Annotated in this window: 20 protein-coding genes; 1 reads left to right on the top strand and 19 read right to left on the bottom strand. The window is 74.9% G+C overall.

Going from position 1 to position 16,311, the window contains the following annotated elements; translation table 11 throughout:
* Positions 1 to 15: 15 nt before the first annotated feature.
* The 6 genes from BFV98_RS28090 to hisD all read right to left on the bottom strand — a co-directional run bounded on the left by BFV98_RS28090 (position 16) and on the right by hisD (position 4,279).
* The gene (locus BFV98_RS28090; protein WP_030271939.1) at positions 16 to 336 is read right to left on the bottom strand and encodes a hypothetical protein; all 321 of its coding nucleotides are present in this window, start codon (positions 334 to 336) and stop codon (positions 16 to 18) included.
* Positions 337 to 367: 31 nt separating this feature from the next.
* The gene (gene hisH, locus BFV98_RS28085; RefSeq protein ID WP_030271938.1) at positions 368 to 991 is read right to left on the bottom strand and encodes an imidazole glycerol phosphate synthase subunit HisH; all 624 of its coding nucleotides are present in this window, start codon (positions 989 to 991) and stop codon (positions 368 to 370) included.
* The gene (locus BFV98_RS32385; protein ID WP_013475798.1) at positions 991 to 1,158 is read right to left on the bottom strand and encodes a hypothetical protein; all 168 of its coding nucleotides are present in this window, start codon (positions 1,156 to 1,158) and stop codon (positions 991 to 993) included. The genes hisH and BFV98_RS32385 overlap by 1 nt, the downstream gene beginning before the upstream one ends.
* A 117-nt stretch (positions 1,159 to 1,275) precedes the next feature.
* Positions 1,276 to 1,887, bottom strand: a complete 612-nt coding sequence (hisB, locus tag BFV98_RS28080; RefSeq protein WP_013287582.1) for an imidazoleglycerol-phosphate dehydratase HisB — start codon at positions 1,885 to 1,887, stop codon at positions 1,276 to 1,278.
* Positions 1,884 to 2,957 carry a histidinol-phosphate transaminase gene (locus BFV98_RS28075; protein WP_030271936.1) on the bottom strand — a complete coding sequence of 358 codons (1,074 nt, stop codon included), beginning with the start codon at positions 2,955 to 2,957 and terminating at the stop codon, positions 1,884 to 1,886. The genes hisB and BFV98_RS28075 overlap by 4 nt, the downstream gene beginning before the upstream one ends.
* Complete coding sequence (gene hisD, locus BFV98_RS28070; protein ID WP_030271934.1) at positions 2,954 to 4,279, bottom strand: histidinol dehydrogenase; 1,326 nt, start codon at positions 4,277 to 4,279, stop codon at positions 2,954 to 2,956. Before hisD ends, BFV98_RS28075 begins: the two co-directional genes overlap by 4 nt.
* A gap of 108 nt (positions 4,280 to 4,387) precedes the next feature.
* On the opposite strand from hisD, the gene BFV98_RS28065 reads away from it, so the two are divergent.
* A complete protein-coding gene (locus BFV98_RS28065; protein ID WP_030271932.1) occupies positions 4,388 to 5,083 on the top strand; it encodes an LON peptidase substrate-binding domain-containing protein in 696 nt (231 codons plus the stop codon).
* Here BFV98_RS28065 and BFV98_RS28060 read toward each other — a convergent pair.
* The 13 genes from BFV98_RS28060 to BFV98_RS28000 form a co-directional block, all read right to left on the bottom strand.
* Positions 5,049 to 5,909 carry a DUF2567 domain-containing protein gene (locus BFV98_RS28060; RefSeq protein WP_013287586.1) on the bottom strand — a complete coding sequence of 287 codons (861 nt, stop codon included), beginning with the start codon at positions 5,907 to 5,909 and terminating at the stop codon, positions 5,049 to 5,051. The genes BFV98_RS28065 and BFV98_RS28060 overlap by 35 nt on opposite strands.
* 48 nt (positions 5,910 to 5,957) lie before the next feature.
* Complete coding sequence (locus tag BFV98_RS28055; protein WP_013287587.1) at positions 5,958 to 7,499, bottom strand: ATPase; 1,542 nt, start codon at positions 7,497 to 7,499, stop codon at positions 5,958 to 5,960.
* 140 nt (positions 7,500 to 7,639) lie between these two features.
* The gene (locus BFV98_RS28050; RefSeq protein ID WP_030271931.1) at positions 7,640 to 8,485 is read right to left on the bottom strand and encodes a hypothetical protein; all 846 of its coding nucleotides are present in this window, start codon (positions 8,483 to 8,485) and stop codon (positions 7,640 to 7,642) included.
* A gap of 1 nt (position 8,486) precedes the next feature.
* Complete coding sequence (locus BFV98_RS28045) at positions 8,487 to 9,431, bottom strand: RluA family pseudouridine synthase (RefSeq protein WP_013287589.1); 945 nt, start codon at positions 9,429 to 9,431, stop codon at positions 8,487 to 8,489.
* On the bottom strand, positions 9,428 to 10,030 hold the full coding sequence (gene lspA, locus BFV98_RS28040) for a signal peptidase II (protein ID WP_030271929.1): 603 nt from the start codon (positions 10,028 to 10,030) through the stop codon (positions 9,428 to 9,430). Before lspA ends, BFV98_RS28045 begins: the two co-directional genes overlap by 4 nt.
* Before the next feature lie 66 nt (positions 10,031 to 10,096).
* A complete protein-coding gene (locus BFV98_RS28035; RefSeq protein ID WP_013287591.1) occupies positions 10,097 to 10,516 on the bottom strand; it encodes a TraR/DksA C4-type zinc finger protein in 420 nt (139 codons plus the stop codon).
* 224 nt (positions 10,517 to 10,740) lie between these two features.
* Positions 10,741 to 12,246 carry a potassium/proton antiporter gene (locus BFV98_RS28030; RefSeq protein ID WP_013475792.1) on the bottom strand — a complete coding sequence of 502 codons (1,506 nt, stop codon included), beginning with the start codon at positions 12,244 to 12,246 and terminating at the stop codon, positions 10,741 to 10,743.
* 22 nt (positions 12,247 to 12,268) lie between these two features.
* Positions 12,269 to 12,574 (bottom strand): DUF167 domain-containing protein, encoded by a 306-nt coding sequence (locus tag BFV98_RS28025; RefSeq protein ID WP_013287593.1) that lies wholly within the window; start codon positions 12,572 to 12,574, stop codon positions 12,269 to 12,271.
* A gap of 2 nt (positions 12,575 to 12,576) precedes the next feature.
* Positions 12,577 to 13,410 (bottom strand): hypothetical protein, encoded by an 834-nt coding sequence (locus tag BFV98_RS28020; protein WP_071098325.1) that lies wholly within the window; start codon positions 13,408 to 13,410, stop codon positions 12,577 to 12,579.
* A 72-nt stretch (positions 13,411 to 13,482) separates the two neighbouring features.
* A complete protein-coding gene (locus BFV98_RS28015; RefSeq protein WP_013287595.1) occupies positions 13,483 to 14,286 on the bottom strand; it encodes a DivIVA domain-containing protein in 804 nt (267 codons plus the stop codon).
* Between the two features lie 41 nt (positions 14,287 to 14,327).
* Positions 14,328 to 14,633 carry a YggT family protein gene (locus tag BFV98_RS28010; protein ID WP_013287596.1) on the bottom strand — a complete coding sequence of 102 codons (306 nt, stop codon included), beginning with the start codon at positions 14,631 to 14,633 and terminating at the stop codon, positions 14,328 to 14,330.
* A 28-nt stretch (positions 14,634 to 14,661) separates the two neighbouring features.
* Positions 14,662 to 15,363, bottom strand: a complete 702-nt coding sequence (locus tag BFV98_RS28005; protein WP_013287597.1) for a cell division protein SepF — start codon at positions 15,361 to 15,363, stop codon at positions 14,662 to 14,664.
* A 193-nt stretch (positions 15,364 to 15,556) separates the two neighbouring features.
* Positions 15,557 to 16,303, bottom strand: coding sequence for a YggS family pyridoxal phosphate-dependent enzyme (locus tag BFV98_RS28000; protein ID WP_071098323.1), 747 nt, complete (start codon positions 16,301 to 16,303; stop codon positions 15,557 to 15,559).
* Positions 16,304 to 16,311 lie beyond the last annotated feature (8 nt).

The following is a 16,311-nucleotide window of genomic DNA, read 5'->3' as shown; positions in this document are numbered from 1 at the left end:
TCTCTCCTCGGATCCTCAACGACGGTCCAGCGCGATCACCACGATCGCGGGCAGGACCAGCAACAACAACACGACCAGCACCAGCCGCAGCGCGAGGTCGTCCACCAGATTCCAGATGGCGGCCACCGCCACCACGGTGAGCACCAGGATCGTCGCCCGCTCGCGGCGGGTGTGCCGGCGCAGCCGGCCGGTACGGCCGCGCCGCAGCGATGGCGTCAGCCGGTGTACCAGAGAACGACGCCGCTCCCGGCGCGCCACCCGGCGGGCGCGGACGGCGCGCGCCCGCTCCTGCTCGGCCTCGCGCGCCGCGCGGCGGCGGGCCCGCTCCTTGCTCACGCGGACGCCCGCGTGCCCGCCAGCGGGCCGGTCACAGCGTGCCGAGCCAGTTGCGCAGCAGCGCGGCACCGGCGTCGGCCGACTTCTCCGGGTGGAACTGCGCGGCCGACAGCGGCCCCCGCTCCACCGCCGCGACGAAGTCCGCGCCGTGGTGCGAGGTGGTCACAGTGGCCCCCGCCTCGGCCAGCGCCGCCGGGTCGGTCACCCCGTAGGAGTGGACGAAGTAGAACCGGGTGCCCGCCGGCAGTCCGGCGAACAGCGTCGAGCCGGCCGGCGGCCGCACGGTGTTCCAGCCCATGTGCGGCAGCCGCCGCGCGGGCAGCCGGGTCACGCCGCCGGGCAGCAGCCCGAGCCCCTTGGTGACCACGCCGTGCTCCTCGCCGTGCCCGAACAGGATCTGCATGCCGACGCAGATGCCCAGCACCGGCCGCCCGGCGGCGACCCGGTCGGCGATGACCGGCCCGGCGCCCAGCGCCTCGATCCCGGCCATGCACGCGGCGAACGCGCCCACGCCCGGCACCACCAGGCCGTCGGCCGACGCGGCGGCGTCCAGGTCGTCGGTGACAGTCACGTCGGCGCCGGCGCGCGCCACCGCGCGCTCGGCCGACCGCAGGTTGCCCGAGCCGTAGTCGAGCACCACCACCCGCCGCGTCATCAGCTCTCCCCCGGCAGCAGCCAGAGCACCCCGGCAGCGGTCGCCAGCAGGGCCAGCAGACCGGTGATCACCACGGCGGCGCGAGGGGCGCCCTGCTTGAGCAGCGACCACGTCCCGCCGACCAGCAGGCCGGCCAGGATCAACAGAAGCGTGGGCAGCACCTTCATCAGAGCCACCTTCCATTCGCGACTGCGGGACTCCGCTGCGCTGCGTTCCTCGCGCTCATCAGAGCCACCTTCCATTCGCGACTGCGGGACTCCGCTGCGCTGCGTTCCTCGCGCTCATCAGAGAGCGCCCTTCGTCGACGGCACCACACCCGCGTTACGCGGATCGATAGCGGTGGCCTCGCGCAGCGCGCGGGAGACGGCCTTGAACTGCGCCTCGACCACGTGGTGGGCGTCCGGGTGGCCGCCGGGACGAGCCGCGCGCAGCACGTCCACGTGCAGCGTGATCCGGGCCGACTGGCCGAACGACTCCCAGATGTGCCGGGTCATGCTCGTCGGGTAGACCGGCCCGATGTACGGGGCCAGCGCCGGCTCGTCGTGCACCACGTACGGGCGGCCGGACAGGTCTACCGCGGCCCGGACCAGCACCTCGTCCATCGGGACGGTGGCCGAGCCGTACCGCCGGATGCCGGCCTTGTCACCCAGAGCCCGGTCGAACGCCGCGCCCAGCGCGAGCGCCGTGTCCTCCATCGTGTGGTGCGCGTCGATCTCCAGGTCACCGACGGTGTGCACGGTCAGGTCGAAGCCGCCGTGCCGGGCGATCTGGTTGAGCATGTGGTCGTAGAAGCCGACGCCGGTCTCGATGTCGGCCTTGCCGGTGCCGTCGAGGTCGATCTCGACGAGCACCTTCGTCTCGTTTGTGACCCGCTCGATCCGGGCGATCCGGCTCATGAAACTGTCTCCATCGCGGTGAGGAAGGCGTCGGTCTCGGTCGGGGTTCCGGCGGTGACGCGCAGCCAGCCGGGCAGGCCGACGTCGCGCACCAGCACGCCGGCATCGAGCAGGGTACGCCAGGCCACCGCCTGGTCCCCCTCGACGGCGAACAGCACGAAGTTGGCGTCGCTGTCGGCCACCCGGTGGCCCCGGGCGCGCAGCTCGGCGACGATCCGGTCCCGCTGCTCCTTGATCGCGGCCACGGTGCCGAGCAGAGCGTCCCGGTGCGCCAGCGCCGCGCGGGCGGCGGCCTGGGTGAGTGCGGACAGGTGGTACGGCAGCCGGACCAGCTGCACCGCGTCCACCACCGCCGGGTCGGCCGCCAGGTAGCCGAGCCGGCCGCCGGCGAACCCGAACGCCTTGCTCATGGTGCGGGTCACCACCAGCCGCGGGTGACCGGGCAGCACGGCGAGCGCGCTCACCGTGCCGGGACGGGCGAACTCGGCGTACGCCTCGTCCACGATCACCATGCCCGGTGCCTCGTCCAGCACGGCGGCGACCACCGCCGGGTCGAGCGCGGTGCCGGTCGGATTGTTCGGCGAGCAGAGGAACACCACGTCCGGCCGGTGCTCGCGGACCTGGGCCACCGCCTCGCCGGCGGTGAGCCCGAAGTCCTCGCCGCGCCGGGCGGGCACCCACCGGGTGCCGGTGCCGAGCGTCAGCAGCGGGTGCATCGAGTACGCCGGGGTGAACCCGAGCGCGGTGCGCCCCGGACCGCCGAACGCCTGGAGCAGCTGCTGCTGGATCTCGTTGGAGCCGTTCGCCGCCCACACGTGGTCGGCGGTGAGCCCGTGGCCGAGGTAGGCGGCCAGGTCGGCGCGCAGCGCCACCGCGTCCCGGTCCGGGTAGCGGTTGAGGTCGCGCAGCTCGGCGGCGACCGCCTTGCCGATCGCCGCCACCACCGGCTCGGGCACCGGGTAGGAGTTCTCGTTGGTGTTCAGCCGCACCGGCACGTCGAGCTGCGGCGCCCCGTACGGCGTCCGTCCGCGCAGGTCGTCGCGGATCGGCAGGTCGTCGAGCGTGGTCACGACGGGCCGCCCCCGGGGAACCGGACGCTGACCGCCTGGCCGTGCGCGGGCAGGTCCTCCACGGTCGCCAGCGTGACCACGTGCGGCGCCACCTCGCGCAGCGCGTCCTGGGTGTATTCGACCAGGTGCACGCCGCGCAGGAACGACTGCACGGACAGCCCGGAGGAGTGCCGGGCGCAGCCGCCGGTGGGCAGCACGTGGTTGGAGCCCGCGCAGTAGTCGCCGAGCGACACCGGCGACCAGGCGCCGACGAACACCGCCCCGGCGTTGCGGACCCGCAGCGCCCAGTCGCGGGCGTTCTCGGTCTGGATCTCCAGGTGCTCGGCCGCGTACGCGTCGACCACCCGCAGCCCTGCCTCCAGGTCGTCGACCAGGACCACGCCGCTCTGCTCGCCGCGCAGCGCGGTGCCGATCCGCTCGGCGTGCTTGGCCGCCGGCGCCTGCCGGGCCAGCTCCGCGTCGACCGCGTCGGCCAGCGCCGTGGACGGGGTGACCAGCACGCTCGCGGCCAGCGGGTCGTGCTCGGCCTGGCTGATCAGGTCGGCCGCGACGTGCGCCGGGTCGGCGGTGTCGTCGGCCAGGATCGCGATCTCGGTCGGGCCGGCCTCGGCGTCGATGCCGACCACGCCGCGCAGCAGCCGCTTCGCGGCGGTGACCCAGATGTTGCCCGGACCGGTGATCATGTCGACCGGCTCGCAGCGCTCGTCCCCGGCCGGGTCGACGCTCGCGCCGTACGCGAGCATGGCGACCGCCTGGGCGCCGCCGACCGCGTACACCTCGTCCACGCCGAGCAGCGCGCAGGCGGCGAGGACCCGGCGGTCCGGCAGCCCGTCGTTGTCCTTCTGCGGCGGGCTCACCACCACCAGGGAGCGCACCCCGGCCGCCTGGGCCGGGACCACGTTCATCACCACCGTCGACGGGTACATGGCCAGGCCGCCGGGCACGTAGAGACCGACCCGGTCGACCGGCACCCACCGCTCGGTCACCGTGCCGCCGGGCACCACAGTCGTGGTGTGGTCGGTGCGGCGCTGGTCGGCGTGGACCTTGCGGGCACGGGTGATCGACTCCAGCAGCGCGGCGCGTACCTGCGGGTCCAGCTCGTCCTCGGCGGCGCGGATCGTCTCGACCGGCACCCGCAGCCGCTCCGGCGAGACGCCGTCGAACCGTTCGCTCGCCTCCCGGATCGCCGGGTACCCATGGTCCCGGACCGCCTCCACGAGCGGGCGGATCCGCTCGACCGCCACGGAGACGTCGAGCTGGGCACGGGGCAGCAGGCGGCGCGGGTCACGGGCCCCGCCGCGCAGGTCGATCCGATTCAGCACGCCTGCGAGTCTAGGCCGCCGCCGGTGTCACCGGCCGGGGCCGCCCGCACGCCGGGACGGTGAGCCGGGACACGCGCGGGCGGGCGGGTTGGCGATACGCTCGATCACGTGAGCGCACGGCTGCCGGTGTTCCCGCTCGGGACCGTCCTCTTCCCCGGGCTGGTCCTTCCGCTGCACATCTTCGAGGAGCGCTACAAGGCGCTGGTGCGCCACCTCGTGGGCCTGCCCGAGGGCGCGCCGCGCGAGTTCGGCGTGGTGGCGATCCAGGCCGGCTGGGAGGCCGGGCCGCCGGGGCGTTCCGGGCCGCCCGGCGGCGACGTCACGCTGCACGAGGTCGGCTGCACCGCCGAGCTGCGGCAGGTCACCGAGTTGGCCGACGGCGGCTTCGACATCGTCACCGTCGGGCGGCGGCGGTTCCGGGTCGCCGAGGTGGACGCCTCCGCCGAGCCGTACCTGACCGCCGAGGTGGAGTGGCTGCCGGAGCCGGACGGCCCGGACGAGGTCTCCGACCTGCTGGCGGCCCGGGTGATCTCGGTGTTCCGGCAATACCTGGGCCTGATCCGGCCGGACCAGCAGGAGATCACCGAGCAGCTGCCGGAGGATCCGACGGTCCTGTCGCACCTGGTCGCCGCGACCGCCGCGCTGACCGTCGCCGACCGGCAGCGGCTGCTCGCCGTCGACGACACCGCCGGGCGGCTGCGCGCCGAGCTGCGCCTGCTCAACCGGGAGACGGCGTTGCTGCGGCAGGTGCGCGCGGTGCCGGTGCCGCTCAGCGAGCTGGCTGGTCCCCCGGCGCCGAACTGAACCCGGGCGGGGGCGGCGGCCAGGCCGCGTCGGGCTCCGGCTCCGGCCGCAGCGACGGCCACCGCGACCAGCCCGCCAGCAGCGTGTACGTGACGGCGGCGCCGAACGCGGCGAGCAGCAGGTTCCCGTGCGGCACCGGCAGCGGGCCGTACCAGTCGACGCCGCCGGCGCGCAGGTCGACGGGCTTGGTGAAGGCGGTGCCCGGCGGCGCGGTCTCCACCAGCCGCTGGAACGTCGACAGCCCGATCCGGCGGCCGACCTGCCAGGCCACCACCGCCGCGCCGAGACCGCCGAGCGTCACCGCGAGCAGGCCGGCCGGGCCGCGCCGGCGGCGCAGCAGCACCCACAGGGCGATCGCGGCGAGCACGCCGAAGCCGAGCGTCAGGAGGCTGAACCAGCCGTCCGCGGCGATCGGCTGCTCCGGCTGCGTGGTCGCGTAGACCGTGCCGGCGGGGGTCTGCCGGACCGGGGTGGCGGGCGCCGCCCATGCCCACAGCAGGCCCAGCGGCGCGCCGAGCGCGGTGAGCAGTGCGACCACGCCGAGCGTGGTGAGCAGCGGGCGGCCGGATCGGGTGGCGTCGGCGCCGGGTAGCTCCGCCACCACGCCCGGGTATCCGGCGAGCGGGTCGGCGCCGGGCGCGGTGACCGGCGTGCCGGCGGGTACCGGCAGGCCGCCGGGCCAGCCGGGCGGCTGCTCGCGCTCGGGCCACGCGCCGCCGGGAAGCGGGGCCGCGTCGCCGGTACGCGCGTCGGTGCCGTCGGTGCGCGCGTCGGTGCCGTCGGTGCGCTCGCGCGCCCGCTCGGGCTCAGGGGTGTCCGGACTCACCCGTTGATCCTCTCAGGCCCGGGCACGGCTCGGGGCGGTGGTCGGCGCTCAGCGCGCGAACGGTTCCAGCATCACCGCTGCCGCCTTGAGCCAGGCGTTGCGGGTCTCGGCCTGGAGCTGGTGGTACTCGATCGAGGAGCCGGTCTCCAGCGCCGGGTCGTAGGGCACCACGGCGACCGCCCGGGTCCGGGTGGCGAAGTGCCGTTCCAGGTCGTCCTGCAACGAGGTACGCCCCGGCGTGGGGCAGGAGATCAGCGTGACCGCGTTGTCGGCCAGCTCGCCCATGCCCACCTCGTGCAGCAGGTCGAGCATCCAGTCCGCGCTGAACGCCGCGTCCTCGCGCGGCACGGTGGTCACCACGAGCTGGTCGGCGGCCTGCATGACGGTGCGCCAGTTCGGGCTCTCCACGTTGTTGCCGGTGTCCACGCAGACCACCTCGTGGGTGCGGCGCAGCAGCTCCAGCACCCGCTTGACGGTGAACTGGTCGAGCCGCTGGGCGAAGCGCGGGCTCTCCTCGCCGGCCAGCACGTCGTACGAGCCGTCGGAGGCATGCCGCAGGTAGTCGTCGAGGTGCGACAGCAGCGTGTTGCCTTCGAGGATCTCGATCTGCGCCAGGTCGTGGATCAGGTGGCGGATGGTGCGGGCGTGCCGGGCGCTGCCGGCCCGCAGACCGAGCGTGCCGCGCAGCTCGTTGTCGTCCCAGGCGAGCACGCCGCGCCCGCGGACGCTGCCCACCGTCGCGGCGGCGAGCACGGTTGCTGTGGTCTTGTGCACCCCGCCCTTGGGGTTGGCGAAGGCGAGCACCCGCGGGGTGCCCAGCTCGCGGCGCAGCACGCTGGTGGCCCGTTCCAGTTCCGGGTCCGGCTCCGGGGCGCGCCACTGCACCTGGGCCGCGTCGACCCGGCCGGAGCGGCCCTCCAGCGGGCGGCGGGGCGCGGGCACCACCGGCTCCGGGGCGGGCGGCGTGTCCGGCCGGTAGCGGCCCCGGTCGAGCAGCGCGTAGCGGGACTCGGGCGGCGGCGGCGCGGGCCGGTAGCCGCCGTCGAGAAGGGAGTACCGGGACTCGGCCGGCGCCTCGGCCCGGCCGCGCGGCTCCGGACGGGCCGGGTCGGGCCGCCAGGACGGTTCCGGGCGCGGCTCGGCGGTGAACGGCTGCTCGGGGCGCGGGTCGGGCGCGAACGACGGGTCGGCGCGCCAGGACGGGTCGGGCGGATAGGGCTGCCCGGCGCGCCACGACGGTTCGGGGTCGCTGCGGTAGGCCGGTTCGGCCTGGTAGGCCGGCTCGCCGTCGTGCCGGGGATCGGCGCGGAAGGCCGGGTCGACCCGGAACGTGGCCTCGGCCCGGTAAGCGGGCTCCGCGCCGTACGACCCGTCGGGGGCCCGGCCGACGGCGGTGGCGCGGCCGGTCCACCCGGTGCCCGCGCCACGGCGGGGCAGCGGGTCGGGCGGCGGCGCCGGTTGCTCCTCGACGTGCCGGTCGGCGTCGGCGTGCTCCGCGCCGCGACCGCCGAGCCGGGCCCGGTCGAGCAGCGCCCGCCACCGCGGTGCCGGCTCGCCCTGCCGACCCCAGCCGGTCTCGCTGCCGTCCAAGGATTCGCCCTCCCCCAGCCCATCGATCTCCGCCTGACAGGCTACGAACGAAACCCTATTCGGACCACTCCCCGCGCCGCACATCGCCCGGTGGCCCGCCGCACCATGGGATCGGCCCGGTCGCCGTGTGCCCCGATGTCTCAGGAGGTGGGAGCGGGATTGGGCGCCCCGGAGCCGGTGACGGACCCGGGGGCGGTGGGTGAAGGTCCGCTCACCGTCCGTGCGGCTTCCGACGAATCGCCCATTCCGCCTGCCTCGGCCGGCCCGGTGTCGGCCGGCGGCCGGACCACGTCACGCTGCTCGGGAAGCGGCGGGGTGAACACGGTCCGGTCCAGACGTGTCACCTCCGGCGCCGGGTCCACCACCCGCACGCCCGGACGACCGGCCAGCCCGCGCAGGGCGTCCGGCGGGGCACTGACGACCGCGGCGTAGACGCAGGCGCAGCCCGTCCGGTACGCCTCCGCCTCGCGGGCGGCGACCTCGGCGCCGCTGTCGTACACCCGGCGCAGTTCCGGATCGGCGGTGGCGGCGGCGCGGGACCGGTAGTCCGCGGTCTCCCGGTCCTTGCGCGTCGCGACGCCGGCCATCCCGGCCACCACGTCCCGGGGCAGGGTCAGCGCCGCGATCCGGACGATCTCGGTCTGCCGGCCGGGCAGCGGCACCCGTGCCACCACCGCCGAGACCCGCGTGCCGTCCAGCGTGGCGGCCGCCCGCGCCGGGGTCAGGTAACCGTCGAACGAGACCAGCGCGTAGCCGTCGGGCGCGTCGAGGCGGGCCAGTTCGTCCCCGGCGGCGCGCAGGTACGCCGGGATGCTCGCGCCGTCGATCACACCGACCCGGGTCACCTCGCCCACAGTACGGTCGCTCACCGGGCGGTCCCGCCGCTGTGCCACCGCCACCACGAGCACCACCAGCGCGCAGGCCAGCGCGAGCCAGGTCAGCGCGGCGGACCGGGACCGGCGGGGCCGCGCGGCGTCGTCACTCACGTCAGTCGCGCAGGATCTCCAGCGCCCGGGCCAGGTCGTCCGGGTACTCGCTGACGAACGTCACCTCGTCGCCGGTGCCCGGGTGCGCGAAGCTCAGCGAGCGGGCGTGCAGCCACTGCCGGGACAGCCCGAGCCGGGCCGACAGCGTCGGGTCCGCGCCGTAGGTCAGGTCGCCCACGCAGGGGTGCCGCATGCTGGAGAAGTGCACCCTGATCTGGTGCGTACGCCCGGTCTCCAGCCGCACGTCGAGCAGGCTGGCGGCGGGGAACGCCTCGAGCGTGTCGTAGTGCGTGATGCTCGGCTTGCCGCCGGAGACCACGGCCCAGCGGTAGTCGTGGTGCGGGTGCCTGTCGATCGGCGCGTCGATGGTGCCGCGCAGCGGATCCGGGTGACCCTGCACCACGGCGTGGTAGCGCTTCTCCACCTCGCGGTACTTGAACGCCCGCTTCAGCGCGGTGTACGCGCGCTCGCTCTTGGCCACCGCCATGATCCCGGTGGTGCCCACGTCGAGCCGGTGCACCACACCCTGCCGCTCCGCGGCGCCGCTCGTGGAGATCCGGTGGCCGATGCCGGCCAGCCCGCCGATCACTGTGGGGCCGGTCCAGCCCGGGCTCGGGTGCGCCGCCACGCCGACCGGCTTGTCGACCACCACGATGTCGTCGTCGGCGTACACCACTGTCAGGCCGGGCACGGCCTGCGGCACCACGGCGGGCGGCGCGGCCGGCGCCGGCAGCGTGACCTCCAGCCACGAACCCGCCTTGACCTTGTACGAGTTGGGCCGGGCCACGCCGTCGACGAGCGCGTCGCCCGCGTCGATCAGGCCGGCGGCGGCGGTACGGGAGAGCCCGAGCAGGCGGGACACGGCCTGGTCCAGGCGCATGCCGTCGAGGCCGTCCGGCACGGGCAGGGAACGGGTGTCGCCGCCGGCGGCGAACGCGGAGGTCACGCGCTCTCCCGCTGCTCGGCCGGGGCGGCGTCGTCGCGCTTCTCGTCGCGCAGCCGGGAGCCGTCGCGCTGCCGGCCGGTCAGCTCCAGGAAGACCGCGAGCACCACGCCGCACACCAGTGAGCTGTCGGCCAGGTTGAACACCGGCCAGACCTGGCCGTACGGGTCGAAGAGGCTGATCATGTCGACCACGTGGCCGACGAAGTGCCCTGGAGCGCGGAAGATCCGGTCGATCAGGTTGCCGAGCGCGCCGCCCAGCACCAGGCCCAGCGACACCGCCCACGGCAGCGAGCGCAGCCGCAGCGCCATCCAGGTGATCCACCCGATCACCACGAACGTGATGATCGGGAAGATCCAGGTGTGGTCGGAGCCGATGCTCCAGGCCGCGCCGCTGTTGCGGGTCAGGCTGAGGTAGACCGCGCCGCCGAGCAGCGACACCGGCTCCCGGCCGGTCAGCTCGGCCAACGCGAGCTGCTTCGTGCCGAGGTCCGCCAGCAGCGAGAACAGGGACACGCCGAGCAGCAGGCCGACGGCCTTACGGCGGGGCGCGCCGGCGCCCGTCTCGGTGGTGCCGGACCCGGCGGGCGGTGCTGCGGTCATCTGCTCCCCATCGACGCTTGCGACGGCGTGGTCACCGTCTGCCGTACGGCCGCCGGGGAGCGGTGATCAGCGCCGCTCCGCCAGCTGCTTGCACGTCACGCAGAGGGTGGCCGACGGGAACGCGGCGAGCCGCTCCACCGGGATCGGGTTGCCGCACCGCTCGCACCAGCCGTAGCCACCCTCGTCGAGGCGCTCCAGCGCGCGCTCGACCTGCGTGATCCGTTCCTTGATGCTGTTGGCGAGAGAGATCTCCTGCTCCCGCTCGAACGTCTTGGTGCCGGTGTCGGCCTGGTCGTCCCCGGCCGAGTCGGTCAGCCGGTCGCGCTGCAGCTCGGTGATCTCGCTCAGCGTCTGATCGTACTCGGCGTTGAGCTCGTCCCGCCGTGCCGCCAGGGCGGCCCGGATCTTCTCGGTCTCCGCCGCGCTGCGGGTGGCCTTCGCCACCGGCTTGCGACCGGCGGTCCTGGTGTCGGCTGGCTTCGCCATCGTCAGCTCCCTCAGCCGCGTGGCGCGGCGGTCAGCGGTGCGTGGGCGGGACGCCGTCGTCGGCGTCGTCCGCGTACGGAAGGGTGCACGGCGAGCGGGCCCGCCGTGCACTCCGGAGGTTGGCAAGAATACGGAACGTACAGGCGTCCGACAACGTGCCGCACCGTCGTCCCACGTATCCGCCCCGGACTGCCATCAATCGGGGCAAAAGGAACGGTAGCAGATCAGCGGGCCGGCTCCTCGCCGTACTCCCCGAACCACCTCGCCAGCCGGCCCCGGCGGCTCACCGCCCGCAGCCGCCGCTCGGTCTCGTCCCGTACACCCGCGGTGGCGACGATGAGCAGGCTGTCCCCGACCTTGAGCCGGGTGTCGGCGCCCGGCACGAAACCGGCACCGTCGCGCAGCACGAGCGTCACCGCCGCGCCGACCGGCAGCCGCAGCTCGTCCACGTGCACCCCGGCCAGCCGCGACCCGGCCGGCACCTCCATCTGGAGCAGGTCGGCGCGCATCCGTTCCAGCGGGGCGGTCTCCAGCAGGATCTCGCTCGCCTCGGCCGGCGCGGTCACCCCCAGCCGGCGGGCCGCCGGCGCCAGCGTCCCGGCCTGGAGCAACGTGAAGATCACCACCAGGACGAAGACGGCGTCGAACAGGCGGGCCGCGCCCGGCACGTGCAGCGACAGCGGGATGGTCGCCAGCACGACCGGCACCGCGCCGCGCAGCCCGGCCCAGGACAGGAACAGCTGCTCGCGCAGGTTCACCCGGAACGGCAGCGCGGAGACCGCCACCGACAGCGGCCGGGCGAGCAGCAGCAGGGCCAGCCCGGTGATCACGGCCGGCAGCACCGCCGCGTCCAGCCGGCTCGGCGAGACCAGCAGGCCGAGCAGCACGAACAGGCCGATCTGGGCCAGCCAGGCCAGCCCGTCGGCGAAACCGAGGATGGCCTGGCGGTGCGGCAGCCGCGAGTTGCCGAGCAGCACGCCCGCGACGTACACGGCGAGGAAGCCCGAGGCGTGCAGCACCGAGCCGGCCGCGTACGCCAGCACGGTGAAGCCGACCACCGCGATCGGGTACAGGCCGGCCGACGGCAGCGCGGCCCGGCGCAGCGCGTACCGGCCGGCCAGGCCCGCGCCGACACCGACCGCCGCGCCGGCGCTCAGCTCGTAGCCGAGCAGCAGCACCTCGTACCACCAGGGGTGGGCGGCCTCGACCCCGGCGCGGGACAGCAGCAGCACCAGCAGCACGACCGGGGCGTCGTTCACCCCGGACTCGGCCTCCAGCGCGGCCACCAGCCGGGGCGGCAGGCGCAACCGGCGCAGCGTGGCGAACACGGCCGCCGCGTCGGTGGAGGAGAGCACCGCGCCGTAGAGCAGCGACAGCCGCCAGTCCAGGCCGAGCAGCAGGTGCACCACCACGCCGACGACCACGATGCTGACCACGACGCCGACCGTGGACAGCGCCGCGGCCAGGCCCAGCACCGGCCGCAGCGTGCTCCACCGCGCGGTCAGCCCGCCCTCCGCGATGATCACGATGAGCGCGCAGAAGCCGAGCACCCGGGTCAGTTCGACGTCGTCGAACCGGATGCCCAGGCCGGCCTCGCCGAGCAGCACGCCCAGCGCCAGGTAGACCAGCAGGCTCGGTACGCCGAGCCGGGTGGAGAACCGCACCGCGCCCACCGCGACCAGCAGCACGGCAGCGCCCACGAGCAGCGCGACGTCGAGCCCCGGGGTCATCGCCGGCCGGCCGGACCGGACCTCACGCCGTGCTGCCGTCGCGCAGCCGGCGCAGCACCTCGGGCAGCCCGTCGTGCGGGCGCTCGACCAGGAACAGCTTGTCCCGGCTGGCCGCGCCGGACCGCAGCGACACGGTCGCCGGCCGGATGCCGAGCGCGTCGGCGAGCGCGCGCCGGGCCGCCTCGGTGGCGCGGCCGTCCACCGCGGGCGCGTGCACCGCGACGACGAGCGCCGGACCGTACGGCCCGTCGAACCGCCCGCCCACCCGGGCGCGGGCCGCCCCGGGCTTCACCCGCACCGCGACGGTGAGTGTGTCCGCGATCGTCATGGTCAGCGCGGCCGGGCCTCGGTGAGCAGGGTGGTGGCGGCGGCGCAGTGCGCGCACGGGGTGAAGCCCAGCGCGACCGCCTCGGCGACCGGCAGCGGTTCGTCCTCCCGGCCCACCAGGTGCGGGCAGCCGGGCAGGTGGAAGCGGGGATGGCCGTCGACCACCAGGACCTCGTCGGGCAGCCGGACCAGCCGGGCGACCTCACCGGTGGAGAGGAACTCGGCCGGCGGGTCGCCGTCGAACGCCTCGCCCGGTGCGGGCGAGGTGGGCCGTGCGGTCTCCGGCACGCGCGGGCCGGGCGGCGAGTAGGGCGCCGCGTCCGCGACCACCGGATCCGGCGCCGCGTACGGCCCGGCAGCGGGCTCGCCGTCGAACGCCGTCGTGTACGGCCCAGCAGCGGGCTCGGTGTCGGACGTCGTGTACGGCCCGGCAGCGGGCTCGGTGCCGGACGCCGACGTGTACGGCCCGGCGGCGAACGGCTCGGCCGGCGGCGAGTACGCGGCCGGCGGCGGGGCGTCGTCCGGTTCGGTCACCGGCGACCCGGGCGGTTGCCGCCACCCGGATCCGCCGGTGCCGAACGTGGACGTGTGGTGCGGGACCGGGCTCACCGGCTCGTCCGGGGACGGGACGGTGTGCGCGGTCCGCAGTCGCGGCCCGGTCTCCCGGCCGGCCGTGGCCCGCGCCGCGGCGGCCTGGCGGGCGAACGCGACGAAGGCGACGGCGGACAGCAGGCTGGCCGCGATCGAGACGATGAGCAGGAGGCTGGATCCGCCGGCGAGGCCGGCGATCAGCAGCACGACCGCGACGAGGATGAGCAGGATGCTGGCGGCTACCACGGCTCACCCCCGGCCGCGTCGTGTCGGTCTGGGCGGTCGGTGGCCGTCACGGGGACGGCCACCGACGCGGGATCAGCGGCCGGACTCGAGCGAGCCCGCGCGGCCACCGCCGTAGGAGCCGGCGAGACCGGCCGCGGCGAGACCGTTGCTGCCGGCGGCACGGGTGCCCTCGGCGCGGTTCATCTCCACCTCGAGGCCCTGGCCGCGACCGTCGAGGTCACGCAGCTGGCTCTCCAGGTACGCCTTGAGGCGGGTGCGGTACTCGCGCTCGAACTGCTTGAGCTCCTCGATGTGCTTCTGCAGCGCGGTGCGCTTGGCGTCCAGGCCGCCCATGGCCTCCTGGTGCCGCTGGCGGGCGTCCCGCTCCAGGGCGTCGGCCTTGGCGCGCGCCTCCCGGGTGACCTCCTCGGCCTTCGAACGGGCCTCGGAGAGCAGCTGGTCGGCCTCGCGACGGGCGTCGGAGACGTGGTCGTCGGCGGTGCGCTGGGCCATCATGAGCACCCGCAGCGCCTGCTGCTCGCCGTCACCGGTCACGCCGGCCGGGCCGCCCTGCGTGCGCACCTGCTCCAGCTCGGCCTGCATCGCGCGGGCCGCCTGCTCGGCGGCCGCCTTGTCGCGCTGCACCCGGTCGAGCTGGGCCTTGACGTCGTTGAGCTCCGCCGCGAGGCGGGCGTCACCGCCGGGGCCGGCGGGAGCGCCACCCCGACCGCCGCGCTCCACCTGGGCGCGCAGCTCGTTGTTCTCCTCGATCAGACGGGCCAGCTCGCGCTCGACCTCGTCCAGGAAGGCGTCGACCTCCTCCTCGTCATACCCCCGCTTGCCGATCGGCGGCTTTTTGAAGGCGACGTTGTGAACGTCGGCCGGGGTCAGCGGCATCGAAACTCCTCGGGTCAGTTGCGGCCGCGAAAGCGCTCTGGTCAGGCAAACGCGAAGATCAGGCGCCTAAACACGAACTCCATCAGCACGAACAGGATAACCAGGAGCACAAGGGAGGCCAGGTCGATGCTCACGGTACCAATTCGCAGTGGCGGGATCACACGCCTCAACGCTCGCAGGGGCGGATCAGTGACGCTCCACACGACTTCCAGTCCCGCCGACGCTCCCCGCCCCGGTTGCCAGCGGCGACCATAGGCCAGCACCGCCCCGAGAACAAATCGCGCCAAAAGGACAATTAGGAAGATGTACAGCAGCAGGTAGAGCACCTGGAACAGGATCGACAACACGGCAGGCGACGTCCCTCGGTCGTGCGGCTCAGCTCAGGCTGAAGAAGCCGCCCTCAGCGATCTTGGCCTTGTCCTCCGCGGTGACCTGGACGTTGGCCGGTGAGAGCAGGAACACCCGGTTGGTCACGCGCTCGATCGTACCGCGCAGACCGAACGCGAGCCCGGCGGCGAAGTCGACGAGCCGGCGGGCGTCCGCCTCGTCCATCTCGGTGAGATTGATGATCACCGGTACGCCGTCGCGGAAGTGCTCGCCGATCGTCCGCGCCTCGCGGTACGTGGTCGGGTGCAGCGTGGTGATCTGGTAGCGCTGCTCGTCCTCCGGCGCCACGCGCTCCCGCTCCCGCGGCTGGGCCTGCGGCGCGAGCGCGAGGTTGTCCCGGGTGTGGTAGGTCAGCGCGCCCGAGGTGTCACCGGCGGAGGACCGGGTGATCGACCGGACGCTGGACCGCTCGGCCCGCTCCGGGCGCTCGGCCTCGGCCCGGTCGGCGTCGACCGCGCGGCTGGAGGCGCGCTCGGACAGCCGGCCCCGGTCGCCGAGCCGGCTCCGCGTCGTCGGCGGCTCCTCGGCCTCGTCGTCGTCCTCGTCGGCGAACTCCTCGGCGTACCGGCTCGACCGGTAGCGCGACGATTCCCGGTAGCCACCCTTGTCGTAGCCACCGTCCTCGTACGCCCGCTCGTCGTCCTCCTCGACGAGACCGAGCCAGACCCCCGCCTTGCGCAGTGCACCCATCCCCGCGCCCTTCCGTCCGCCGTGCGGCACGCGCCCCCGTGCCGTGTCGCTTGATCACGAGTGGACGATCATGCCCACCGGACCGGATCGGCAATCCCCTGACGCGCGGTTCGCGGTCCGCCCGTCACGGCCCCCGGCTACGGGAACGCCGTCCTGAACAACACTGATGTAATTTGCTTCCGTCGTGGTGAGGCTACCGCAGCGCAGGGCGCATTCCGAGCAACGCGCTGCCGACACGGACATGTGTCGCGCCGTACCCGATCGCGCTCTCCAGGTCTCCGCTCATGCCCGCCGACAGCACCGTCGCGTCCGGATGATCGGCCCGCAGTGCCGCCGCCACCTCGGCCAGCCGGGCGAACGCCCGGTCCGGCTCCCAGCCCAGCGGCGCCACCGCCATCAGGCCCGCCAGCCGCAGACCGTCGGCGCCGGCCACCGCCGCGGCCACCGGGTCGAGCCCTCGCTGCGGATCGGCCGCGCCCGGCAGCGCCCCGCCCCGGGCCGGGTCGCCGTCGATGCTCACCTGCACCAGCACGTCCAGCGGCCGGTCCCGGACCGCGCCGGCCGCGGCGTCCAGCGCGGCGGCCAGCCGGACGCTGTCCACCGACTGGACCACGTCGGCGTACCGGACCACCGAGCGGGCCTTGTTGCGCTGCAACTGGCCGATGAAGTGCCAGCGCGGCGCGGCCCCGGCGGCGGCGACCGCCTCCGCCTTCGGCGCCGCCTCCTGGTCGCGGTTCTCCCCGACGTCGCTCACGCCGAGCCCGGCCAGCGCGACCACGTCCGCCGCCGGGTACGTCTTGGTCACCGCGACCAGTGTGACCTCGTCGCGCTGCCGCCCGGCCGCCGCGCAGGCGTCGGCGATGCGGGCCCGGACCCGGGCCAGGCCGACCGCGAGTTCGGCACGCCGCTCGGGCCGCACCGCCGTCTGTGACTCCGTCATCGGCGCGG

The sequence above is a fragment of the Micromonospora sp. WMMB235 genome (genome assembly GCF_001855515.1).
Classification (GTDB): domain Bacteria; phylum Actinomycetota; class Actinomycetes; order Mycobacteriales; family Micromonosporaceae; genus Micromonospora; species Micromonospora aurantiaca.
The sequence above is the reverse complement of the archived record's forward strand: the minus strand, read 5'-3'. Positions and strand labels throughout refer to the sequence as shown.